At 45.7% G+C, this 25,546-nt stretch carries 22 protein-coding genes; 1 reads left to right on the forward strand and 21 read right to left on the reverse strand.

What is annotated here, in order from left to right:
- Window positions 1-89 precede the first annotated feature (89 nt).
- From L5M51_RS12000 to L5M51_RS12100, 21 genes are all read right to left on the reverse strand, one after another.
- A complete protein-coding gene (locus L5M51_RS12000; RefSeq protein ID WP_263172913.1) occupies window positions 90-3,824 on the reverse strand; it encodes a DUF6701 domain-containing protein in 3,735 nt (1,244 codons plus the stop codon).
- A complete protein-coding gene (locus L5M51_RS12005; RefSeq protein WP_263172915.1) occupies window positions 3,814-4,305 on the reverse strand; it encodes an MSHA biogenesis protein MshP in 492 nt (163 codons plus the stop codon). Before L5M51_RS12005 ends, L5M51_RS12000 begins: the two co-directional genes overlap by 11 nt.
- Window positions 4,295-5,167, reverse strand: coding sequence for a PilW family protein (locus tag L5M51_RS12010; protein ID WP_263172917.1), 873 nt, complete (start codon window positions 5,165-5,167; stop codon window positions 4,295-4,297). The genes L5M51_RS12005 and L5M51_RS12010 overlap by 11 nt, the downstream gene beginning before the upstream one ends.
- Window positions 5,167-5,721 carry a type II secretion system protein gene (locus L5M51_RS12015; protein WP_263172919.1) on the reverse strand — a complete coding sequence of 185 codons (555 nt, stop codon included), beginning with the start codon at window positions 5,719-5,721 and terminating at the stop codon, window positions 5,167-5,169. Before L5M51_RS12015 ends, L5M51_RS12010 begins: the two co-directional genes overlap by 1 nt.
- Window positions 5,711-6,199, reverse strand: coding sequence for a type II secretion system protein (locus L5M51_RS12020; protein ID WP_173248708.1), 489 nt, complete (start codon window positions 6,197-6,199; stop codon window positions 5,711-5,713). The genes L5M51_RS12015 and L5M51_RS12020 overlap by 11 nt, the downstream gene beginning before the upstream one ends.
- Window positions 6,200-6,371: 172 nt before the next feature.
- Window positions 6,372-6,908, reverse strand: coding sequence for a type II secretion system protein (locus L5M51_RS12025; RefSeq protein WP_263172921.1), 537 nt, complete (start codon window positions 6,906-6,908; stop codon window positions 6,372-6,374).
- Window positions 6,909-7,019: 111 nt separating this feature from the next.
- Window positions 7,020-7,637, reverse strand: coding sequence for a prepilin-type N-terminal cleavage/methylation domain-containing protein (locus L5M51_RS12030; RefSeq protein ID WP_105251278.1), 618 nt, complete (start codon window positions 7,635-7,637; stop codon window positions 7,020-7,022).
- A gap of 76 nt (window positions 7,638-7,713) precedes the next feature.
- On the reverse strand, window positions 7,714-8,208 hold the full coding sequence (locus tag L5M51_RS12035) for an MSHA biogenesis protein MshF (RefSeq protein ID WP_263148047.1): 495 nt from the start codon (window positions 8,206-8,208) through the stop codon (window positions 7,714-7,716).
- 50 nt (window positions 8,209-8,258) lie between these two features.
- Window positions 8,259-9,479, reverse strand: a complete 1,221-nt coding sequence (locus L5M51_RS12040) for a type II secretion system F family protein (RefSeq protein ID WP_126491075.1) — start codon at window positions 9,477-9,479, stop codon at window positions 8,259-8,261.
- Between the two features lie 2 nt (window positions 9,480-9,481).
- Entirely contained in the window at window positions 9,482-11,242 is a 1,761-nt protein-coding gene (locus L5M51_RS12045; protein ID WP_263172923.1) for a GspE/PulE family protein, read from the reverse strand.
- Window positions 11,239-12,552 (reverse strand): tetratricopeptide repeat protein, encoded by a 1,314-nt coding sequence (locus L5M51_RS12050; protein WP_263172925.1) that lies wholly within the window; start codon window positions 12,550-12,552, stop codon window positions 11,239-11,241. The genes L5M51_RS12045 and L5M51_RS12050 overlap by 4 nt, the downstream gene beginning before the upstream one ends.
- Window positions 12,549-13,457, reverse strand: coding sequence for an ExeA family protein (locus tag L5M51_RS12055; RefSeq protein WP_105251273.1), 909 nt, complete (start codon window positions 13,455-13,457; stop codon window positions 12,549-12,551). The genes L5M51_RS12050 and L5M51_RS12055 overlap by 4 nt, the downstream gene beginning before the upstream one ends.
- A gap of 6 nt (window positions 13,458-13,463) precedes the next feature.
- A complete protein-coding gene (mshL, locus tag L5M51_RS12060; protein ID WP_263172928.1) occupies window positions 13,464-15,140 on the reverse strand; it encodes a pilus (MSHA type) biogenesis protein MshL in 1,677 nt (558 codons plus the stop codon).
- Window positions 15,141-15,154: 14 nt separating this feature from the next.
- Complete coding sequence (locus L5M51_RS12065; protein ID WP_105251271.1) at window positions 15,155-15,475, reverse strand: MSHA biogenesis protein MshK; 321 nt, start codon at window positions 15,473-15,475, stop codon at window positions 15,155-15,157.
- Entirely contained in the window at window positions 15,462-16,112 is a 651-nt protein-coding gene (locus L5M51_RS12070) for an MSHA biogenesis protein MshJ (RefSeq protein ID WP_263172929.1), read from the reverse strand. Before L5M51_RS12070 ends, L5M51_RS12065 begins: the two co-directional genes overlap by 14 nt.
- Complete coding sequence (locus L5M51_RS12075) at window positions 16,109-16,711, reverse strand: fimbrial assembly protein (protein WP_105251269.1); 603 nt, start codon at window positions 16,709-16,711, stop codon at window positions 16,109-16,111. The genes L5M51_RS12070 and L5M51_RS12075 overlap by 4 nt, the downstream gene beginning before the upstream one ends.
- The gene (locus tag L5M51_RS12080; protein ID WP_105251268.1) at window positions 16,708-17,586 is read right to left on the reverse strand and encodes an MSHA biogenesis protein MshI; all 879 of its coding nucleotides are present in this window, start codon (window positions 17,584-17,586) and stop codon (window positions 16,708-16,710) included. The genes L5M51_RS12075 and L5M51_RS12080 overlap by 4 nt, the downstream gene beginning before the upstream one ends.
- A gap of 245 nt (window positions 17,587-17,831) precedes the next feature.
- Window positions 17,832-19,775 (reverse strand): RNase E specificity factor CsrD, encoded by a 1,944-nt coding sequence (gene csrD / locus L5M51_RS12085; RefSeq protein WP_113940090.1) that lies wholly within the window; start codon window positions 19,773-19,775, stop codon window positions 17,832-17,834.
- Window positions 19,776-19,960: 185 nt separating this feature from the next.
- Window positions 19,961-21,205: a malic enzyme-like NAD(P)-binding protein gene (locus L5M51_RS12090; RefSeq protein ID WP_105251266.1), complete on the reverse strand. Its 1,245-nt coding sequence runs from the start codon at window positions 21,203-21,205 to the stop codon at window positions 19,961-19,963.
- Between the two features lie 522 nt (window positions 21,206-21,727).
- A complete protein-coding gene (gene rpmE, locus L5M51_RS12095) occupies window positions 21,728-21,940 on the reverse strand; it encodes a 50S ribosomal protein L31 (protein ID WP_063883331.1) in 213 nt (70 codons plus the stop codon).
- Between the two features lie 181 nt (window positions 21,941-22,121).
- Window positions 22,122-23,126, reverse strand: coding sequence for a FimV/HubP family polar landmark protein (locus tag L5M51_RS12100; RefSeq protein ID WP_263172934.1), 1,005 nt, complete (start codon window positions 23,124-23,126; stop codon window positions 22,122-22,124).
- A gap of 102 nt (window positions 23,127-23,228) precedes the next feature.
- Here L5M51_RS12100 and priA point away from each other — a divergent pair, with 102 nt between their 5' ends.
- Window positions 23,229-25,424, forward strand: a complete 2,196-nt coding sequence (gene priA, locus L5M51_RS12105; RefSeq protein ID WP_113940093.1) for a primosomal protein N' — start codon at window positions 23,229-23,231, stop codon at window positions 25,422-25,424.
- Window positions 25,425-25,546: the final 122 nt, after the last annotated feature.

The following is a 25,546-nucleotide window of genomic DNA, read 5'->3' on the forward strand; positions in this document are numbered from 1 at the left end:
CAAGCGTTTTCGTCGACTTCTAATAAGTAAAATGGCAGCCCATTTCAAGGGAAAGCCTGAGTTCAATTTAATGAGAGAAATAACTCAGATTAGTTTACCTCACGCCAATAGATTATTTTGTCATGCCCTCGATAACGACCAAAATACGCACTTGCCCGCGGTTCAGTGACCGCTGTTGGCGATACGCCATTCCAATTCCAGTACCATTCTAGCCATGTCGGCACATCCAAGGGCGCCGTCACTTGGCCGCGGTATGGCAACCCACTTGTTGTAACGGCTTGCCAGAGCAACTCAAATTGGCCAGCTTGGAATGTTGCAGTCCCGCCAGAACGCACAACACTTTGTCCCGCCACTAAGTCGGGATCAAAATTGTAACCCAGAGCGGAATGATCAACCTGCGAACCCAAAGCATACACTGCCGTTGTGCAGTTATCGGCAGTATTTAAGGCCCAGCTGCTGCCATTCCAATATTCGGCTCGAGTCGGCATACGCAGTATTTCTGTCTCAGGACCATAGGTGTTATCCATCACCACACGGCCATGACGAAGGGTTTGAGTGCTGATTTTCTTAGCATTACAGTTAGTGCAAGTGCCTGTAGATGCCGCATCCATGTCTGGTGAGGCCACATAGCTGTAAAGCCCATTCGGCCGAGGATCGTTATCCATCAATTGCACGCCAATATCGAGCAGCTCGAAGGGACCATCCTGATACAGATTCGTCGCCACATTTGGGGTCACCCGACTAAAGTTAGCTTGGTAAGAAGCATCGACCGTCGCCACACCTTGATTCCAACTTTCAGCCTTTATAGGTAAGGCACTTAAGCGACTCTGTAAATCGACACCATTATTGTTATTTTCTCCCACTAATTTGGCAGTGGCGAGGGAAAATGGCGGGAAATAGTTTTTCGTTATATCCCCCGCGATATTTAAAGCACTGAGCTCCATCGACATAGGGAACAGCTGATCCATATAGCTAAAGCCGCCACAGGCAGGTATGACCGATACGTTACTGACTAAAAATCTATCGGGCACAAAACGGCCAATATTAGCTGAATATCCAATTGGAATATTTAAGCTGCTTGCCGTCCCTAAATAATTTGGGCTCGCCTGCGCTGCAATTTGGAATACTCCAACTTCGCTGATGGTCTGATTGCTGATGGTATTGAGATTATTGGCCTGCGCCGAGTGGCTGTAGGATGCCACGCCTAACGCCCCATCAAGTCCGCCGTTGGCAATGCTTGGCGCAACGACTTTACTGGCAAGCTTCATCTGCGCATCACTAAAGTTAGGCGTGGGTAAGTTGCCCGAACAAAAGTCCGGATCGCCATCTTTTTCCCATGCCATCGCTTGCACCGTCATACCAAAGGTTTGACCCGCTTTACGATAAACATTACACGTCATATTCGCGCTTGAGCAGCTAGCATTGGCATCTACAGGCTTAACACACAATCCCGCTGGTACGCTGACAAATTGGTCTGAACCTGCCATGACTAAGCCCTGTTCATCACCAGTACCTGTATATTTTGCATCTAATTGTAATTTACCTGCATCAGGGTAATTGACTGAAATGCTTGCTTGTCCGTTGGTATCAAACAGCAGGTTCACCGCCGTAGGCAAGGCACTCGAGGTGCCAATTGCCGTATTGTTGATGGTGACGGCTTTAGACGAGATAGGCGCGCTTGGCGTTTGGTAACTGCTCCAGAAATTCAGCGTTTTGGTCTGGCTTTGGAAGCTTGGGATACACTGCTTCGTCACATCGGATTTTTTCACCGCTTTGACTAACACTTGCTCGGGGCGATTCGCACGCTTATCGGGTACATCGAATACAAAACCACTGTCGGCAAAGGTGAGTGAACAATTGTTTTCACTCAAGCCACCATTGCCAATACGGCAAAGGGTTTTGCTTAAGGGTTTGGTGGTGGGATTAGAGCCCTTCACGCCTAAAGTCACTACACCGGGAGTATTTCGCCTCAGTTGCAGTTGCGCTGTGCCACCGCTAAAACTCACTTGATTACCGCCAACCCATACGCCATCTGCCGCAGAATCAGGTAATAAGGTTGCGCTAAGAGGTGCAGTAAAGAGTTGACTACAACTCGCATTTGCACAGGCTCTAATCGTTACCGTCTCAGCATTACAGGTCAGACCTTGACCCGTATGATCAAACTCAAAATGATCGATCTGAGCACCAATAGGATTCGATTTTAACGCACAAATTTGCACGTTATCGATTTCGTGGTTGTTATTTGAGCCCCCCGTTGAGCCCGTTAAAGACAATAAAAAATCACTTGGAATGGCCGCCTGACCATTTTGTGCTGCGGCGTTAAATGCGGGAACTAAAGTCACAAAACCAGAACCTGTATTACGCTCAATTTTCACAATAGATTGATTCGCGGCTTGCGAATCAATTGTGATTTTATACCTGTGTGCAGGCGACACATTATTGCCGTCTACCGCAGGCGATAAGCAACTACCGTTCGTATTAGTAGTGCCATTACTACAAGCGCCGCGTAAATAATTATACCCTGACGTGCCGACACCCGAACCGCGAACCGCAACGGACTGGCGTCGCTGACCGACATTAGAACTACCGCCTTCACCGGAGAAGTTACCGAACTCATCAATACCAAACCCAAGCCAACCACCCGCGAACCCATTAATACCAGGTTTATAACCGTAACCCAATGGACCGCCAAAGGCGCCAGGCTGCGGCGTTATAGAAGCATCCGATAACACTACCGCAATGCCGTCGGCACCATTGCCACCATAGGCATAGTGATCAAACTGGATCTCCACTAAGTTAGCTTTTCCAGGAAAGAGTCTTTGATAGGTAGATGCCGTAGATTGGTCAGATTTAGCTTCGGTTAAGCGTAATCGACCACTTCGAATAGATGGAGTAAAAGTGCCACTGCTACGGGAAACGACCCAATCACTGCTTAATGCACTTTGGGAGAAAGTGTCATTAAAACACTGTAATACCGGTACATAATCATTAATACGACCACTACTCATAACCAAATAACGGCTGGTGACTCGGCCATTGATAATCGAGTTATTATTTAGACTTAATGTTGCATCGCTATAAACTCGCCCATTGAGTACAGCATCACTATTTAGCTGAATATTGCTATAACCAATAATAAGAGCAGAAGCAGCATTATTTTCATTGAATTTACTGCCATTTAATTCAAACTGTTGCTTTATAAAAATGCGGACATTGCCTTGCAAAATCACCTTAGCATCTTGATTCAAAGTAAAACTATCTACCCAATAGTCCCCTTCAGGTAAAACGAGTGTCGCGCCGCCTCCAATAGCGATAGTGTTAAATCGATACTCATTTTGAGTTGCCGATAGAGTCAGAGTACAAGCAGAATAAAGCGAAACATTGCTAAACTGACTTTGCCCATTACCACCAAGCGTTAATTGCTCGCCAGTATTACAAGAACCATAACCGCCACCAGCACCACTACTCGATAAAAAAGCATTACTCCCAGTTAATTTTAAACCTCGAATATCACTGCCATCGATAGTGCATTTCCGCACTCCGCCTGTACCGTTATCACAACTGTTATTAGAAAGCCCACTGCCATCGTTACTCGAGCAATAATCTAATGCAGCACCACCAGTACCATTAATGATGCCATTACCATTTATCATTAATTGTGGCGATGATATCTGACGGCACACGTTTGAGTAATCACCATGATGCCCTTGAGCAACTTTGGCAAAAATCACACTCTGATCAATAGGGTCGAATGCCATCACTGACGAGGGAAAACTCAAGATAAGTGCTGCCAATATGGCACGATAAAAAAGATTAATTCCCACGAGCTTCTACCTCAACTTGTCGGCTAACACGGGTCTCGCCGCTTTCACATACCGCTTTACTGTTGATTCGATATTGGGTGGTGGTACCTACCGCATAGGGTTTGCACGTCAAGGTCACAGTGCAGGCATGGAAACCGGTTACATTAGGAGGATTCCAAGTGCTCGTTGCAGGGCAAATGCCAACTGAACCATTTAATGGGAATAATGTTGCCAATGCGGCATCGGCGCCACTGTTCGCGGCGGCAAAGGCACGAGTCCCCCACACCTCCTGGGTTAATCCAGTATCGCCATCCTGCACAATATTGATCAGGGCTGACGCCAGTAGAAACATCACTGTGATCACAAACACGGCAATAATCAATGCACTGCCGCGTTGACGCGCAGGTAAAGCAGTTCGTTGCAACCTTGCTAGTGATGTTCTGGGTAAGATTCGCATTACCGAGTGATGACCTGTCGATTGACGATATAAATTAAGGGACATTGATCACCTGCACTTGATGTCGATATTGGAACGTCTCACCATTAACATTAAACCGCGGTTGTAAATGCACCATGGCATTATTCACTAGGCTAGATGGCGTTAAAATCAGCGGTAAATCAGCACCATTATTTAAAACATTTGCCACACTTTGCGCCATTAGCACGCCCGTGCCCATAGTGGCAGGCATAGCGGCAGGATTTGGCTGAATGGCATTAAAGCTATAACCAGCATAACGCAATAATTGTAATTCATTGCCGCTTGGCCCCTTTTCAAAGCAATAGCTCACTGGACTCGAACCAAAATAGATCCTTTGTCGTGGTGATGCTTCTGCAAAACGTGTTGGCGAAGTAAAAGTCAGCGTAACTTGATGCTCCAAAAGAGAAGGCGCAGTAGCAATCGTTTTAACCTGTGCCCGCTTTTGTCTCGCGCTGCTATACACATCGGCATCAATCAAGGGATAGATCCAAGCGAATTGATTCACGCGAATCGCACTCGCGGTATTATCTAGAATAACTATCCCAGTACTCGCGGCGGCAGCTGGCACTATTGGCATGGTTAGATAAGTCGTGCTGGCTTCGATAGGCACAAACTCAACACATTGATAGGTCAGCGAATCGGTATTAACTCGCAGGCTATTAGGCAAGGCACTACGCAACTCACGGGTCATTCGCTCAACAGCAAAACGGCTCTGACTTAGCACTTGATCGACTGAACTCGACTCAACAAAAATCCGCGTACCAAAAATAATAAAACTACTCACCCCGACTACGAGAATCCCCAGAATCAAGATAACAGTGACCATCTCGACCAAGGTAAAACCTAGTGTGGATTTTTTATTAACCGTAGATAAAGGTGAGGCCATCAGTAATTACTCCTCACCATATTGTAAGTAATCACTTCGTTGTCGGGCGTCGTCACATTAATCGTCACTAGCTTAGTATTGGACACTGCGCCATAGGCAACTATGACGCTTAAATGATAGTTAGGATAAGCATTTGCATAGGTTTGGGTCGAATTGAGCATAGTCGCGGTTTCATTTAAGCCGTTGTAATCATCCACATCGTTAAAGTTGTTACGACTCTCACCGAACTCAGGGCCTAATGACGTTGAACAATTACTACCGAGCGGACTACCACAGGCTGGTGTGCCACCATTGGCATTAGTGTTTTGATCGTAACGTTTACCCCAGATTTCATTCATCACCGAATGTGCAAGCTCAGCACTGCGTACTCTATGTAAGGTACTGGCCGCACGATCAGCTTGGGGGAATAACATGCTGGTTAGCATCACTATTGCAATGCCAATAACTAACATACCAATGACTAATTCGATAAGGGTAAAACCCTTCTGTGGTTTGGCTTTTTTGGATGCTTTTACTGATGCTTTGCCCAATAGCAACCGAGGATTAATTCGCATAAATATAGCCCTCGGAGGATATATTAATCATCACAGTGTCATTTGCGGTCACGCGAATACAATCACCATTACAGCTTGGAAAAAGTCGGCCATTGATATCGAAATCAAGGGTAAAGTTGCTGCTGTTAGTGCTCACTAGCACTAATTGAGCACCACCTTGAAAAGCTTGGGTATAAAGCGGGTTTGGCGATAATGCAGTACCAGAACAAACCGCCCCATTTCGGGCAGAGAATTGACTCACTTGATAGCCAGTGCCAGAAACAGTTACACGAAAACATCTGTCGGTATTATTGAGCGCTTTTTGCTGTACTTGACGCAGCTCGCTAATGAACTCGTTACGTAAACTATAGGCACTGTAGGAAGACTGAGTAAACAGGCGTGGCAGTACAACCACAGCAAGAATTGAAATCAAGATGATGGTCGTTACTAATTCTACTAAGGTAAATCCAGCTTGTTTTGACATAGAGAATTTAAGCATCACTCGCGTTAATTGCTGATTTCATGTACTAGGTTCAGTTTCTGCCAACGATATGATTAACGCAAATAAATGTCGGAAAACTCTTGGCGGACTCATTTATTTAAAATCATGTAAGAACCGCATTTTATCTAAAAAAAAGGCCTGCTAGGCAGGCCTTTTCACATAAATTAAATTAACAACCATTATCGGTTAGAGTAATAGTCGGCAAAGCACCTGCACTTGCTGCTTGTGTATAAACAATTTTACAACTTGCAGCTGGAGTAGCAACATCAGCTGGGGCTCCACGAGGCCAAATTGTAGCGCTATTGCCTACTACATTAATAATCCAATCATTACTGCCTGCTACAGTAGGTGAAGTACCTGCATCAAAAGCCACATCCATTCCCGCTTCTAAAGCTGCTTCTGTCGCAGCCATATAACCAAAGACAACTGGAACATCGTCAGCAGTACCTGTCGCAGGAGTCCCTGCAACAGTATTACCGAGCACATCAACACTACCTGTTGCTGCACGTTCAATTCCGAGTAATGCAGCTTTTGAATAAATTAAGCTATTCGCCCCTTGAATAGCCCCTTTCATACCTTGAATAGTTGAAGCTCTTGCATCACCTTGCAGGTTAATAAACTTAGGTGCCGCTGTGACAGCAAGAATACCTAAGATGATGATCACTACGACTAATTCAATTAAGGTAAAACCTTGTTGTCTTTTCATATAAAACTACCTTTCTTTCTAAGTGAGTACTCGTGTGAGTACTAATTAAGTTAAGTCACTTTTAAACTAAGCTACTTAAAACATGAATAAAATAAAACTATTAATTACGGCCTATGGTACAAATGGTGTTTGAGTGAAGCTTAACACTCTGCCTGTGCCTGGGTTATACACAATTCCCTTAGCACCTACCGTTGTTAAATCAGGGGCAGGAGTGGGTACACCATTCGTTTGATTTAGCACCAGTGAAGCCACTTGGTGATAAACACATAAATCTAAACCTGCGACGACTGCGCCAGTAATTGAGTTAGCACTGCCGCCTGCGGCGTTAATAACACGAGCGGTATAACGTTGATTACGTGCATCTTGGTTAAATAATACGTTACGTGGAGCACTCTGCAACACAGTGTTAAACACTTCTTGGCAACTGGCATTTGTCATAGCTGTCGCACTGGTTACTGAAGTTCCCGTTGGATAGCCAAAACGTGTATCGACATTTACTGTGTTACCGTCGAGGATAACGCTGCTATTTTGACGCCCATCAACTTCCCACTGAGAACGCACAAAGCTAACTGCAGTCGATAAACCACCCGCAACACCGTCAACACTGGCATCTTCAGCATCATCGGTGACATTTAAGAATCGTGGGATCGCAGTTGCGGCGAGTAAACCCAAAATCACAATCACAATCACAAGTTCGATTAATGAGAACCCTGTTTGCTTAGTTTTCATATATATGTCCCCAGACCTCAGAAATTTTATTCTAACAGTTAAATCAATTTTAAAAAGCCATTGAGTTAACAATATTTTACGGAGCAGTCAAAAAAATGACCCTGCCAGAGTTCAGTTGATAGCCTAAACTATCGCCATTTTTAGACCGATAGTGGCAGCTATTATCCTTAGCCAAATAATCCGCCTCTAGACCTAAATTATCAGTTTCAGCGCCCATTAACTGTTGCCACAAATCTTGGCAGCCTTGATCATTTAAGTGCTTAGGTTGTGGCCATCCTAAATCATTGATATCGACAACACTCGACTCAGTTTCTGGGGAGGGATTATCAAATACCTCCCAGTTCAACTGCAATTGCGCCGGCTTACCCAAAGACAACCACTGGGAACGCACCATCACCAGCACATTTAAAAAACGGGCGTGTTCCACTTCCAATCCACGAGCCGCTATTTGCGGTAGCGTAAAAAAGTACTTAGCTCCGATCACCGCCATGATAACCAATACAATTCCAATGGCGATCATACGTCCATAGATACGTAATAGATCGCTTTCAGCCTTTTGCTGAGTCTGCATTTAACCTCAGTCCCACGTATAAGATAGGAAATAAATATTATCCATATCGCTTACTTACCGCCTTTGACCACATTGAGCATATCCCACATTGGCAGATATATCCCCAAGGCCAACACTAAGACAATCACGGCCACAAAACCGATCAAAATTGGCTCCAATTTCGCGGTGAGGTTCTTTAAATCATAGTCTACTTCGCCCTCATAGAAATCTGCCGCATCATTGAGTAATTGATCGATTTGCCCCGTTTCTTCGCCCACAGCCACCATTTGCAGCACTAGTGGCGTAAATAACTTGCTCTGATTCGATACCCTCAGCATAGAGTCGCCAGACTCTATGCCACGGCGCATACCGACTATCTTGTCGTGCATGTAGGCATTATCTACCGCGTCGGCCACTAAACTTAAGGCCTGCGTCATCGGCACGCCCGCACTGAGCATCATAGAGAAACTGCGACAATAACGGGCTAACGTCGAACGCTCAATAATCGACCCTACGGCGGGAATGTGTAACTTCCACTTATCCCACTGCTTCTCACCTTTTTCCGTATGGTGCCAGTAACGAATGCCAATAATAGTGCCAATCAGCGCCACCAACATCAGCGCCCAATAATTCACGAATAGATTTGATGTGCCAATCAACACTTTTGTCGCCCACGGCAAGTCGGCGCCAAAGCGAGAAAACATCTCGGCAAACTTAGGGATCACCATGATATTGAGGATCACCATAGCGAGCGCAATCGCAATCAATACAAACATGGGATAACGCATGGCCGATTTAATTCGTCGCCGCGTCTCTTGCTCACGCTCGATATAACCTGAAAGTTGAATGAAGGCATCTTCTAACTTACCCGTGTTCTCCCCCACGTGCACCATAGAAACAAACAAAGAATCAAACACATCAGGGTGTTGATTCATGGATGATGACAAGGGTCGCCCTGCGGTGAGCTGCTCAGAAATATCATTAAGCGCATCTTTCATTCGCTGGGAATGTGCCGTTTCAGATAAGCCTGCTATTGCCCGCAAAATAGGAATGCCAGAACGGGTCAAGGAGTACATTTGTCGGGTAAAAATCTGTAATTCTTCTAACGCGACTTTGCCACCAAATAACTTAGTCAGTGAGAACGACTTAGCCACTTTGGCGACTTTGACTTCAAGGGGGATAATGCCACGCGCCAATAGCATGTCAGCAGCGGCACTTTCCGACGCGGCATCCAATTGTCCCGTAACGGATTGACCTTGACCACTGCGTCCACGGTATTGATAAATTGGCATAATTACGCCTCAGCGCCTTGTTGGCTGATAATATCCTTCGACAAAGGTATCTGAGATTCACTCACGTCTTCCACCAACTTAGCGACCTCTTCAATCGTCGTCATGCCTTCACTCAGATATTGCAAAGCAGACTCTGCGAGTGGGGTGAAGTTAGGGCTCTGCAACGCGGCTCTGGCAAAATCCTGCGGATTACCAGTACGCATAGCATCGATCATCTTTTCATCTAGCTCGAGGATTTCAAAAATACCGATCCGCCCGCGATAACCACTGCCATTACAACTCTGGCAACCCGTGCCAATCCTAAAATTCGCATGGGTAAAATCTTTGCGGCTCACACTACTCAGCCAGGCTTTTTCCTGCGGTGTCGGTTGATACTCTACCCCACAGTTATGGCAGACACGGCGCACTAAACGCTGGGCAATAATCACCCTTAAGGCACTAGCAACTAAATAACTCGCAGCGCCCATATCGAGTAAACGCAGCGCACTGGTGACCGCATCGTTGGTATGCAAGGTCGATAGCACAAAGTGACCCGTTAATGCGCCCCTAAGACCAATCTCCACGGTTTCTTGGTCACGCATTTCCCCCACCATGATGATATCGGGGTCTTGACGCAAGGTGGTGCGTAATACATTTGAAAAGTTTAAGCCAATCTTATGGTTAACTTGTACTTGGTTGATCCGCGGCAATTGATATTCGACCGGATCTTCCACCGTGATGATCTTACGGTCGGCGGTATTGAGCTCGCTCAAAATACCGTACAAGGTGGTCGTTTTGCCGCTACCCGTTGGACCTGTGACCAGTAGCATGCCGTGGGGACGTTTAATCTGTTTACGAATACGCGCCAAAATAGCAGGCGGCATACCGGTTTCGTTTAAGGTCAATAAACCCGCCGATTGATCGAGTAAACGCATCACCACAGATTCGCCGTGGTAAATCGGCATAGTCGACATACGCACATCGATATGATGACCTTTGATTTCCATATGGAAACGACCATCCTGCGGCAAACGTTTCTCGGAAATATCGAGCCCCGCCATCAACTTAAGTCGCAATACTAAAGCGGCAGCAATATTAACTTCATTCAGAATCGTTTCATGTAGCTGACCATCGATACGCTGGCGAATACGTAAGGCTTTATCACCGGGTTCGATATGAATATCCGAGGCGCGCATTTGCACCGCATCTTCAAAAATCGACTGCAGCAACTTAACCACTGTGGTTTCATTGTCACTGTCACCCGACGTGAGGCTGGCTAAATCGAACATCTCATCGGCGGCGTATTCTTCTTCGAGCTTACCGGCGATCTGTGCAATTTGGTCTGTACGGCGATATAAGTTATCAAACGCTTGCAGCAGTTGCTGCTCGGGCGCTACCGCTAACTTCAAACGCTTAGGTGCGATAAGCATTTCGAGGTGATCGAGCGCCTGCAAATCCGCGGGGTCGCTCATTGCAACTAATACGCTATCGCCCCGGTCTTCAACCGCTAAAGCGCGGAAACGTCGTGCTTGCACCTCAGGAATAAGATGTACCACTTCCGCAGGGATTGGCATTTTACTGATATCCAGCAAAGGCACATTCAATTGTTGCGACAAGAACTGCAGTAACTGATGTTCGGTAATCGATTGCAAATCAATCAGAGTACGACCCAGTTTTTTGCCCGTATTGCGCTGCTCGGCCAACGCCTGTTGCAACTGCGCTTCAGTAATAATGGCTTCTTGAACTAACAGATCGCCCAAACGCATTTTTAATCTGGGTTTCATTGGCTATCTCCTAGCTGAGTCAAACGTTGTTCAATAAAGGCACTCGCCTGCGCCGATAAGCCTCTATGGCCTAAAGCAGTCCGATAGGCTTGGCGTGCTTGGGGAAATTGCTGCTGCGAATCGAGCGCATAGGCCAGCCCCATCCACCATTTAGCCTGTTGAGGTTCTTGTTGCAATAATTGTCTATAGGCTTGTTCTGACAACGAAAACTGTCCTAACTTTTGCGCTAAATCCGATTGTGCCATCCACTTTTGTCTCGCCAGTGGATGCGTGTCAGGTATGTTGGCTAACGTCACTAATGCGAGATCAGCCTGACCAGAGGCTTGCTGAACCCGAGCAAGCAATAAGGCAAAGTCTAACTGCTGTGGGAATAACAGCATGCCTTGCAGTAACACTTCACTGGCTTTGGCTAATTGACCTTGCCCATAATGCAGCGCAGCTAACTGCTTGCGCGCTTCATGCATACTGGGATCAAAGCCTAATGTTTGCTCATAATAACTAATGGCATCTTTGAGTTTGCCATCCCTTTCAGCCTCATTCGCTAATGTGAACCGCTTCTGCGCCAGCTGCTTTGGGGTCAACTTCACCTCAGTAATCGCCATTTGCCCTTGCTGTTGGGGCGTGAGTCGATTAGTGCCTGCATCAGCTTTAACTTCTTGTACTTTAAGCTCATTGCTCGCGTTAAGTTCATTATCGGCGGCAACACTGGCACGTTCTGACATCATTAATGCAGAGGGTGCGGCAGCAGTGACCTCGGCGCTTCGCACACTCGATGTCACACGATTTGACTGTGAATGGCTTGGCTCGCTTGACGTATCGACTAGGCCATCTGCGAGTACTGAGCTCTCATCTTGTTGCCGTTGTGACTCTTGTTCAACATCATGTTCTGATTCAAATTCTTGCGGCTGATTAAGTACAACGTCGTCGACACTGGGTTCAAGCTCTTCATTCTTAGTCGTAAACTCCTGCGTCGTCGCAACTTTAAGCGGTTCTTCGACGACAACGACGCTTGCTGAAGGCTGCCTCGAAGTAATCTTGTCTACCTGCACAGGCTCGATTTGAGTCTGAGTAGATTCATTTTGCCCATTTGTTTGAGCCGAAATAGTCGCTTCAGCAGGCTTTGCCATGAAAAGTTGCCAGCCATAAACCGCGCCGCCACCGAATAGCAATGACACCCCACAGAGCAGCAGCCCGTTAAACGGAGCCCGCCTGCGAGCTAAATATTGCACCTGTGGCTGAGCCATGTTGCTGAGCTCATGCCCCTGTTGACGTTTGTCGAGATCCTGCAGCATCTTGTTGATCACGCTCATACAACACCCCTGAAAAAGTGTTGTAATCCCAAACCAAAAGCCACTGTCATCAAAGTGAAAAAAGGCAACCATTTCCACGATAATAATCGGCGAACACTTGCATCTTCGGTGTCTTGAATTGCGGCTTTAACGTGGGAGGTTTGCACACGAGTAGCGCCTTCGCCGAAACTCAATAACAAGGCTTTATGGGCAAGAATATTGATCAATCTGGGGATCCCTCGGGACGCATAGGCTATCTGACGTGTTTCCCGTGATGTAAAGAGTGGTTCGCCCGCACGCCCAGCGATAGCTAATCGGTGGCGAAGATAAGCGTCGGTTTCATCCCATGTCAGTGGGCGAAGGTTGTAGCTAAAAGTAATCCGCTGTCTTAATTGCCTAAATTCTTGGCGTTTAAGCCTGTCATCGAGCTCGGGTTGCCCAAATAACACTACCTGTAATAATTTGCGTGTCTCGGTTTCCAGATTAGTGAATAACCGCAGCGCCTCAAGACTGTCGTCCGGCAATGCCTGCGCTTCATCGAGTACCAATACGATGGCGTGCCCGTGGGCGCTCAAGGCTAAAAGCTGCTGTTGAATAAGTCCAGTGAGTTGCTGCTGGTCGATATTGCTGGTGTATTTAAGGCCCAGCTCACTCGCTACCGCCCAGCGTAATTCAGCAGGAGTGAGATAAGGATTAGGCAAATATGCGCAATGAAACTGACTCGGCAATTCGTTAATGAGCTTGCGGCAAATCAACGTTTTACCTGTCCCCACTTCCCCTGTCACCTTGATAAAGCCCTCGCCCGTTTGCAGAGCGGTTTGCAAGACTTGCAAGGCTTCCACATGTGGCGACAGACCGAAAAAAAATCCGGTGTTAGGTGTCAGTGAAAATGGAGGTTGGCTTAGGCCAAAATGCTTCTGATACATAGAAGCTTACTTTGTCTCCGGATACCAACGATCTAATAAGGTCTTAGAACGTTGCAGCTCCGTTTTCCAAGTATCGACACCGACTATCGTAGGTTTTAACAGAATAATAAGCTCGGTTTTCTTCTTCTGCTTACTACGGTTTTTAAACAATTCACCTAGGAAGGGAATATCACCCAACAAAGGCACTTGCGATACCACTTCGATGTTTTCACTCTTCATCAAACCACCAATCACCACCACATCACCGGAAGCCGCGCGGATGACAGTATCAGACTCACGAATTTCACTCTGAGCTAAGGGTAATTCAAGCAATTCATTACTCACTTTGATATTTTTTCTCTGCTCTTTTACATCGATAACAGATGGATGCACATGCAGTAACACATTGCCGTCACTATCAATTTGCGGCGTAACGTCTAAGGCTATGCCCGAGAAAAACGGCGTAAGCTCGACTTGCGGAGTCGTCACAGGTGTTGTTCCCGCAACTGTGGTCGAAGAAACGTCGGTGACAAAGTACTCATCGGAACCCACTTTAATTACGGCTTTTTGGTTATTCGATGCAGTGACCCTTGGGCTAGACAGTACATCTACATCACCTTGGGTATCTAATAGGTTGATCATAGTCGTAAAGTCAGAACCTTTAATGCTCAACGAGGTGACACCACCCATAGCCGAGGTGATTTTATCACTTAAACCTGGGCCCGCTGATGTACCAAAATTCACATTAGTATTGCCAACATGTCCCAGCACATTATCCCATTGGATACCTTGCTGATAACCATCGGATAATGTGACTTCAAGGATCTTCGCTTCTAAAATTACTTGGCGTTGTAAATGACTTTCTGCGGAATTTAAGAAAGTACGCACTTGGCGTAATTCACTAGGAAAAGCACGAATAGTGACTAAACCCGCCTGCGGCGTAACAACAACCTGACGACCGCCACCCGTTTCGCCGATTATCGAGGATAATGTCTCTTTCAACTCTCCCCAAAAATCTGTCTTAGTACGCGAACGGATAAAAGTACCGTTGCTACTATCGCTACCGCCATTACTACTCGAGTTATTGCCATTACTGCTGTTCGAGTTATTGTTATTATTCGAGCCGCTATTGTTTGAATTGTTATTGTTCGAATTACTATTGGAATTATTGCTATCCGAAATCCGTCCTGAACTCACTGACGTCACAGATAAGCCATCGCGTTCCATGTAGAGATAATTCAGCGGAAACGTCTCGGTACGCATTCCAGCAGGAAACACTCTTAGGATGCGCCCTTCGCGACTGACTTCGTAGCCGTAGATATCTTCAACCACTTGAATTGCTTCAGTTAACGTCACACCTTTAAGGGATAATGAAATCGTACCTTGCACGTCAGGATGTACGGCAACACTCAGCGGTGTACCTTGAACTAAGCTTGGAAAAAATACTTTAGCATCAACATCGTGGGCTGATACATCGAAACGACGCTCAGTTTCCAATGTGGGGGTCAAACCTGATAGCAATGCGCCTGAATTCAATTCCCGCTGAACCGCGTCCGGCATAGTCGCAGGCGGTGGCGTCGTTGATGCCGTTGCCATTGAGGCCGCTAATTCCGCCTTACTCGCCTCCGGCTGTGGCCTATTTGTGGTCTGACACGCCACAAGGCAAAGTGAGAGCAGAGGTGTAAAGTATTTAATCGCTTTCATCTGAGGTGTATTCCCTATCTCTCTGTTATTGCTTGAAACAATGTCAATTTCCGTCCATCGGACAGCGATACATAAGTGGGGGTAATTTTAACGATACTCAGCCCCTGAACGCTGTCGCCAACAGACAATATCTTGTTATTTATCACAGCATAAGCCGTGTTTCCTGAGCTTACTATGCTGTTAAGTACAAGCGCCTGATCCTGCGTTTGACTCGCATGACCCTGCACAGCAAAGCCTTTACCGGGCAAAGTCGGGTCGCGCAGCGATTCAGCAGATACCATAGGGCTACTAACCAATAACAACACACTGATAATATAAGACTTATTTAGAAACACTGATAAAGTCCTTATTAATACTCAAGGTATAAAGTTCAATCTCAACGGTCGCTTTTGGATATTCCGCGACTTTATAGTCGAGACGCTTCCAATAAAGTTTATCTGGCATGGCCTCAACGGCTTCAACAAAGCGCAACACAGAAAAATAATCGCCCTCTAGACTTAAGCGAATACCATGGCTATATAGATTGAGTTTTTTCTCTTCACCCACAGGTAACAAAGGGATGGGCGCTATCGACATAAACTTAACTAATTTAATCCCTTGCACTTGTCCTAGTAAATTACCCAGCAACTGCGGCATATAGTCTGCCGGCACCATATCCACCATCTGCTCATCGAGCTGGGCATCTAGGGCTTGATTCTGTTGCTGCAACAGCACTAAACGCTGTTGGTAATCTTGATTGGGATCTAACGCTAAACGTTGCTGATACAAGTCAATCTGCTGAGCCGAAATCGCGTTTTCCTGCTCTAAGGCTTTTAGCTGTTGTGAAACAGCCACATGGGTTTTCCACAGGGACTCTAAAGGTAAATAACTCAGCATGCCGACCACGGCCAGAATGGCGACTGAGATCAACACTCGCTCACGGCGACTTAGCGCATCAAACTGTTGTCCTAATTGGGCTAACTTTTGCTTCATTGCGCGGCTTCCTCCTTGTTATCGCTTTTCAAGGTAAAGGCCAAAGGTTTATCTTCACCGCGATCCATGCTCATCGACGAGAAAGCTTGCCCCTTTAAAGTCTGCGTAGTTTTGAGTTTGCCAATCCACTGCGGAATGCTTTGAGGATGGTCGGCAAAACCTTCGAACATAAAATCTTGCTCATTAATGACGATATGACTAAGCCAAACACTCGCATCCGACACGACGGCTAAATCTTTAAGAACTGGCGCAAAACCACGGCTAGTTAAAGAAGTCCTAAGACTCAATTCTCCCATGAGTAATTGCTTCAGCTCTAACTGTTGTGCAGCTAAATCGACTCGCGCAACAAGATCGGCATCGGGTTTACGCGCAGCAATTTGTGCTTCTAATGCCTGTTTTTGGGTATCGAATTGCTGCTTTTGTTGGGCAGCCAACTGCTGGGCCTGTTGTAACTCACTGACTTGCCAGTAGCTATAACCACCTAAAACCGCAAATAAGATCGCAAAAACCAAGGCGTAGGCACTTAAACGCGCAAAGGTTAATCTTTGCTTCGGGGGCAATAATGAAGGAGTGTAAAGATTGACTCGGTATTTAATCACTCAGTACCTCGATAAAATTCAGCAAAGGCTAATCCCGCCATTCGCGCGCCAACACAGCTTTTATCAATGACATTCACAGCTTGATTGAAGTTTGCCGAGACTAACTTAGCTAAAGTATCCACGGCACCATCGGCGAGGAGTTCGATAGAAGATACCGGAGCCTGTCTCAATTGACTTTCAAAATAATCCATAGAGCGCTGAATTTCTAAGCTTAAATTGTCTGCCATGCCATAACTTAACTCATCCGCTTGAGTCTTATCCAATTGAGTAAATCCGCGTACGCGACGCTGCATATACAGCTGACCTTGCTTAACCACAGTCAGTAGCAATTCTTGACCGGGATTATGGCTTACCACCAGACGCGCTTGGTTGTCATCATTAAATAGGTTAGTCACGGCTAACTCTTCGATACTAATACCGAAAAGTTGTAAATCTTGTTCATGAATGGCCTGCACCATGCTCACTAGCTTAGCTTTATCCACCACCACAACATTGATTTTATTACTCGGAATGGGTGACTCAAAGTAATCCAAATGGATTTGCGGTACAGGTAGCGTGACCATGTCTTTAATTGACCACAGCAAAGCTTGGGATAACTCGACAGTATCGACGTTCGGTTTATCGGTCAGCAGTAATTGATAAAGGCCGGAAGCCAAAATCAGCTGTAACTGTGCATTGGGAAAGGATTTAGCCACAGCAGCAAACGCCAATGACCAGTGCTCATCTTTCAGCTCAAAGGGTAACCACTGCTCAGCATTTTCTTTTTGGGCAGGTGCGTAAACCCATAATTTATCGGCGCAGACATAGACACCAAGGCTAGTCGGTTCTGTTCTCTTCTGCCAAAAGGCTAATCGACCTATAAGACTTTTTTCCATAAAGATGCCTATAACCAACTGAATTTAAAAGCTTGAGTAGTCTCTTTCGCACAAACTTCCTGTCACTCCACTCTCCAGTGCTCCTTGACCTATGACCTGCTCGATACAGAATAAAAACCGCAAACGTCATATTTTTGGCACTGGCTAGTTTAGCCGCAAATGCTCGTATTTTATAGATAAATACGTGAATAATAGGATCTATTTATCTCTAAGACGATATTAATCACCCAAACACTGAACTTCCCTTACTTAGCCTCTATGGGTTCACTGAAATACATTCCCTGCGCTGCGCCAACACCGAGGATTTGCAGTGTCTGCCACTCTTCAAAGACTTCTACCCCTTCGGCGCAGACTTGTACTTCCGTTCGATATAAACCACCAATCAAACTGCGAATAAATAATTGGTTTTCTGGTCGTAAATGAATATGACGCACGATGGATCTGTGTAACTTAATTAAATCAAAATGGCATTCGCGAATGTAATAAGTACCGACAACCTGCTGACCCACATGATCGACGCATAATCTCGCGCCCATTTTACGGATCATATCTAATTTAGGCTGCAACTTTTCTTGATGTTGAATAACGATATCTTCAGACACTTCGAAAATCAGTCGCGTGGTTAGATGGCGATATTCTAATAGCGTCGTTTTTAGCCATTGAGTGAAGGCTCGGCTCATTAGCGAATCCAAACTCAGATTAATACTGTATATCTGCGGCGCTGATGTCTTAATTGTTTGAGCATTCGATATGCCGTCTGCTAATTCATTCGACAATAATAACAATACCCGCTCAATAATTTGCCGTTCGACCTGTGGCATTAAGCCACATTTATTCGCCATTGGAATAAACAGTGTGGCACGGATTAACGCCCCCTGATTATCCCGAGCCCGCGTAAATATCTCTTTATGGTGCTCATTACCATCAGAGTCGATTATGGGTTGGCTAAAGGGAAAAAAGCGCCGCTGCACTAACGCGTTTTCTAAAAAGCTTCGCCAACGCACTGAGCCTTTGGCAAATTCTTCATCAATCGCGCCTTTGTCGTACATAAACCAATTACTATTACCCTGTAATTGTGCCGCCCTCAAAGCCATATCGGCTTCTTCAATTAACTGAGCCGCATTATCGCCTGCGGTAAAATAAGCGCATCCGAGGTGGAAAAAGTTATCGCGATTCTCAACATCAGGCAAAGGCTGGCTTAGACATATCTTGAGTAATTTGCTGGCAAATTGATCCGCTTCAATTAAGGAGATTTGCGGCACGACTATGGCAAATTGATTATGGGAGCGACGGGCAAAAATACTATTAGCTTGAGTTTGCAGCAATTGACTTATTGCATTAACAGTCGAGTTTAATAGCTCTTTCGTCACTGCTTCACCTTGGGATTGCTGCAATAAATCCAGATCATCCATTTCTAATAAATAGATTACCCCATGGGCAAGCATAGCCTGATTATGACTAAGGGCGTCGAGACGATTATTCAAAAAGAGTCGGTTACCAATGCGCGTTTCCGCATCAAGAAAGGTATTAGAACGGATGAACTTGTCGAAACGCCCACGCTCCTTTTGTGCGTCCTGTAACTCTTCTAACAACTTAGTCAAAGCACGGTTAATCAGCCTTGGTTTACCATTTCCGGGAGTCGCGAGTGCTTGCTCATGCTTACCTTGCAGAATCAATCGACTGCGTAAGGCTAATTCTTCAATGCCATCGAGCTGCTGTGAAAACCATAAATAACCAAAACGCACTAAGGCAGCCACGGCTAAGATACCGACCAACAAAATCAGAATTTCATACCAACTGAAAGTGTAATGTTCAAAGGGCTGAGTCAAGGTTAACTGCATACGCAAGCCTGATGTCGGCTCTAGCACATGGTCATACACCATCGCATTTTGCGTAGAAAGGTTGCCTTCATAGGCAAATAACACTTCATCTTTCAAGGTCAACCGAAAATTAACGGCATTGTAAGCAAGCAGCATGGGCGGTAGCCAAGCCTCTAGCTCCCAATCAGGTTGGTGTTGGAACTGATCGACTAACATAGTTTCGAGTTCAGCGACTTTTTGCTGCTGAAATTTATAGGTCAGCTGCACGAAACTCATCATAGCGCTCAGCAAAAATACGAAGGCGATAGCGGCTAATGACATTAACCAAAAGCTGGTTAATTTTGTAGTTAACATTCGGGTGAATTTCATCTATCCGCTATCCTGCAGGATTATTATAATTATTTGTGCGATTTTAACAGGAGTACAACAAAGTTGTCCGTTGATTATTCAGTAGCATAACCTAAAAGGCAACTAAGACGCTGTGACTTTAATGTCCACTTAAAAACAAAAAAGAGGCTAATTAGCCTCTTTTTAATGTTTTTACCACTTTTAGCCTAGTCGGCGTATTTAGGTAAAGTGGTGATCGCAGCCACACCAGAGTCGATAGCCGCTTGTGCAACCGCACGGGCAACATTTGGCAATAAACGTGGGTCCATAGGTTTTGGCAGCACATATTCAGGGCCAAAACTCAGCGACGTCACATTAGGATAAGCCTTCAATACACTCGCAGGCACAGGCTCTTTCGCCAGTGATGCAATTGCATGAACTGCCGCAATTTTCATCTCATCATTAATGCAAGACGCACGCACATCCAATGCACCACGGAAAATAAACGGGAAACACAATACGTTATTGACTTGGTTTGGATAGTCGCTACGACCCGTACCCATGATCAAATCACTACGCGTTGCATGAGCAAGTGCAGGTTTGATTTCAGGATCTGGGTTAGAACACGCAAAAATCACTGGCTTATCGGCCATCAGCGCGACTTCTTCTGCACCAATGACGTCAGGACCTGATAGACCTAAAAATACGTCTGCACCTTTAATAACATCAAGAAGCGTGCGTTTTTCGGTATCATTCGCAAATAGTGCTTTATATTCATTAAGATCTGTACGGCCAGAATGAATAACACCTTTAGTATCTAGCATGTAAATGTTGGCGCGATTCGCACCGCATTTTACCAGCATAGTCATACAAGCGATGGCAGCAGCACCCGCGCCCATACACACAAAAGTCGCGTCGCTTATCAACTTGCCTTGAATTTCCAGCGCATTGATCATACCCGCCGCAGTCACGATTGCGGTGCCGTGTTGATCATCATGGAATACAGGTACTTTACAACGAGCAATCAATTCACGTTCGATAACAAAGCATTCGGGCGCTTTAATATCTTCAAGATTGATACCACCAAAAGTGTCAGCAATCGCAGCAACAGTATTGATAAATTCCTCAGGCGTATTATGCGTAATCTCAATATCTGTCGAATCGATATTCGCAAAATGCTTGAACAATAATGCTTTACCTTCCATTACAGGTTTAGAAGCCAAAGGGCCCAAATTCCCTAAACCTAAGATAGCCGTACCATTGGTAATCACGGCAACCGTATTACCTTTATTGGTATAACGATACGCATTGTCAGGATCTGCAGCGATTTCGCGTACTGGCTCAGCCACACCAGGGCTATAAGCTAGGGCGAGATCGTGACTCGTTTCGGCGGGTTTGGTAAGGCAAACTGCGGTTTTGCCTGGTATGGGGAATTCATGATAATCGAGTGCTTGTTGACGAATATCTGACATTTTAAAATCCTGAAATGCGACATTTATAATTTATGAGAGTAAGACCTACCAACACACATCTAGTCTCACCAAAGGGTGATGTTAATAGTCTGGCTGGTCGGGGTAAGATACGCCAATAAGGGGAATTTATAAATAAGAGATTCATAAATTTCACTTTAGCCGCCAAATAGACCCTCTAAGCTTAGTTTTATAAACTTATCTCCTATAATAAAGCTGCATTTCTTAATATGTTTTGTAGGAAACAAACATATATTTTGTAGTTACTGCGCTAGTTGTAGCGACTTAATCTCAAAAATGTTGGTTAAATTACAATATATGGCGACTAGCATATTTATCTTATAGTTAATTGCTATAAATAAGTCGAATTATACACTTGAACTCTCAATACAAAATAAGTTGACTATTTATTGAGTGAAGTCGTACCAGCTAGATATGTAGAATAAGCGGAATAAAGAAAATCGACGAATAACAAAAAGCAAAAAGGCGCCATAGGCGCCTTTTCTAGAAACATTGCAATCGCAATTATTTCTTTGCAAGCACTGCAAAGCGCTTGTTGAATTTGTCGATACGACCGCCGGTATCAACAACTTTTTGTGTACCAGTGTAGAATGGGTGACAAGCACCACATACGTCTAAATGCAGATCTTTACCAGCAGTAGAGTTTACTTTGATAACGTTACCACAAGTACAGTTTGCAGTGATGATAGCGTATGTTGGGTGGATACCTGGTTTCATTGGGGTTACCTCAAAAGTGTAAGGCCATGTCGCTCTTCCAACCCGTAGTCGGACACCACATGCATGTTAATAACAATATGTTTAGGGCGCAGAATGGTACAGCATACCTACAAGGGATACAAGTAGATTATCTGAGCGTTTGCCGGTTAATCCGTGTCTATTTTGACTTTAGTTAAGCGGCTTATTTTCCCGCTTCTTTAGCCTCAAATACCGCCCGCGCCTCTTTAGCATCAGAATGCTGATCCAAAATCATTTTCGAAGGACACGATAGCACCGCATTACTCTTGAGTGCATTGATTCTATTCTTCGAGAAAGCCACAGGATTTGCCTCGTAAATAGCCAACATAGCGCCATATACACTCACATCCCAATCCTTGGCATATCGATTAGCGATACGCCACAACGTCTCGCCAGCAAGATACGTTAACTGGCAATGTTCGGGCGTCTGTGAGGCCGTTTCAGCAATATTCTGTTTCTGCTCATTATTTGCCGTTTTCACTATTTCTGGAACCACAGTTTCAGTTGCAGCATTTTCAACAGCCCCTTTTTCAACAGCAATCGTCTCAGAGGTTTTAGCGAAGGCGTTTATCTCAGTAGCCGACGTATTTTTTTTATTCGCGGCTTCAGGAAATCTAAAGCCAGTCACCACTTCTACCGTTGGCACTTTGGATTGGGTATTTGCAGCAGTCGCTGCGGGCGTTACCTCTGCAAGTGGCTTTGGTTCTGCCACCACTTTTACAGGCTTAATGCCCACTTTATCCGCACTTTTTGGGGCGCCCGCTATGGTGGTATTTTTAGTGTCCGAAACCGCTTTTGTCGTTAACGCGGCAGAGGCAGGTTTAGCTGTGCCGAATAAATTGATACTTTTGACGTCATACCATCGGTCAAGGCGATACTCTCTCACTAAGAGTTTAGCGCTACTATCCTTCACATCTTCCACGCCAGTGAGTAAAACTAAAAAGCGATTAATCTCCTCAACCATTAACCTTTCTTCGCCGCTTGCTTGCTGCACAACAAACTCTAAGCGCGACATATCTTGATTGTCTGCGATCACATTCACCCTGAGTTTAGGGTAAGCGCCTAATTCAAACATCCGGCTATTAATGCTCACATGGGAGACTTGTGCCATGCTAGGTGCGCTGCACACCAAAGCAAGTAGACCTAATGATTTCACTATATTAGCCATTTATTTACTCTCAACTATCCTTGGTAAACCATCATTAGGGCTAGCCCTAGCCAGCCGCGCTGAGTACACTAAACCACATTCTTGTCTAAGACTTGCCTGCATATGTCATTGTTTGTCGAAGTTGCGTTACCTGTGCCTATGCGGCAAACCTTTAGCTACCGCGTACCCGAATCCTATCCTAGTACACCGCAAATAGGTGTGCGCGTTAAAGTTCCCTTCGGTCGTCAACAATTGATCGGGTTAGTCACAGGTATCACTGAGTCTTGCAGCTTAGCCCCAAAGCAAATTAAGTCTGTGCTCGAGTTTATCGACGATAAACCTTTACTGCCTGAATCACTTTATAAATTAACTCTTTGGGCTGCGAGATACTATTTTTGCAGCCAAGGGCAGATGCTAACCCAAGCCTTACCTGTGGCTCTGCGTAAAGGGCTCGATGCCGCGCCACAAAAAATCCAATTCTGGCAATTAACTGAAATAGGCCAAAATATTGCGCCCGAAGCGGTTAAACGCGCACCCGCACAGAAAAAACTACTCGAGTTACTCAAAACCGCCAGCTTAACCCAAGAAGAGGTTATCAGCTTAGACATCAGTAAAGCGGCGCTTAAAGCCCTAGAAGATAAAGGCTGGGTGGCACGCCATGAAAAAATTGCAGAGCTTAACCTCGACTGGCGCACCACACTCGAAATGGACGAAACGCCACATAAACTCAATAAAGAACAAGCCGTCGCCGTTGCCACTTTAAATCTGCAACAAGGATATCACTGTACTTTATTAGAAGGCATTACCGGTTCGGGTAAAACGGAAGTCTATCTTGCTGTACTCGAAGAAATCCTCAAGCAAGGCAAACAAGCGTTAATTTTAGTGCCTGAAATCGGCTTAACACCCCAGACAATCAATCGCTTTAAGCGCCGCTTCAAAGTCAATGTTGCCATTTTGCATTCAGGGTTAACCGACAATCAGAGACTCGAAGCATGGCGCCAAGCCCGCTGTGGTCAGGCTGCAATCATTATTGGCACGCGTTCAGCCTTGTTCACACCTATGGCGTATCCCGGCATCATCATACTCGATGAAGAACACGACAGTAGCTTCAAACAACAGGAAGGCGTTGGTTATCATGCCCGCGACTTGGCAGTCATGCGTGGCCATTTAGAAGCGATTCCGGTGATTTTGGGCACAGCGACGCCCTCACTCGAAAGTCTACAAAATGCCTTAAGCGGCCGTTACCATCATTTACAACTGGGTGAACGCGCAGGTGCGGCTAAAAAAGTGCGCCAAGGCATTATCGATATTAAAAATATGCCGCTGAAAGCCGGTATGTCAGTGCCGTTACTGAACGAAATCCGCTTGCATTTAGACGCAGGCAACCAAGTCTTGTTGTTTCTCAATCGCCGCGGCTTCGCACCAGCCCTGCTTTGCCACGAGTGTGGGCACTTACACGAATGCGACCGCTGCGACGCGTTTTTCACAGTACATCAATCCCTTGGCGAAATTTGCTGTCACCATTGTGGCAATCAATACGCTATCCCCAAGCAGTGTCACAAATGTGGCAGTACTATGTTGATGGGCCAAGGCATAGGCACAGAACAGCTCGCCGAAGCGCTGCAACAAGAGTTTCCTAAACATCCAGTAGTGCGCATCGACCGTGATACGACCCGCCTTAAAGGTTCATTAGAAACCCACTTAAATGCGATTCATAAGGGGGAATATAAAATCCTCGTCGGCACGCAAATGCTAGCTAAGGGCCACCACTTCCCTGATGTGACGCTTGTTGGGTTACTCGATGTCGATGGCGCTTTATTTAGCGCCGACTTCCGCGCGCCCGAACGTTTTGGACAACTCTATACCCAAGTTGCAGGTCGCGCAGGGCGCGCCAGTAAACCCGGCACGGTATTATTGCAAACTCACCAGAGCGACAATCCCATTTTGCGGGATTTGCTGCACCGCGGTTATGGCGAGTTTGCTCGCAGCCAGCTCAAAGAACGTCAACAAGCACTGCTGCCGCCAGCATGGCACATGGTGTTGGTGCGCGCCGAAGCACATTTAGCCAGTGATGCCGATAACTTTCTCAACGCCTTTGCCGCGCTTTTGCCGCAAGATAAAGAATTTGAGGTGATTGGTCCTATGCCAGCGCCCTTAGATAAAAAAGCCGGCAAGTTCCGCCGCCAACTCTTATTCCAAGCTAAAAACCGCAATCGCTTACAACAAGAGTTTGAACGTATTCATCCGCTTGTAGAACAACTTATCGAAGCTAAACGCTGCCGATGGAGCTTAGACAGAGATCCACAGGATCTCCTCTGAGTCGAGTATTTGACAATCATTTGATAAAAAATCATCGGGAAGATAGCAATTGTTAACCACAAACGGCTAAAATATGCGGTTATTCCCTGTATTCACTCTTAAAGTTAGTGCCGATTAGAACC

This window comes from Shewanella sp. SM73, assembly GCF_025653795.1.
Lineage (GTDB): Bacteria > Pseudomonadota > Gammaproteobacteria > Enterobacterales > Shewanellaceae > Shewanella > Shewanella oncorhynchi.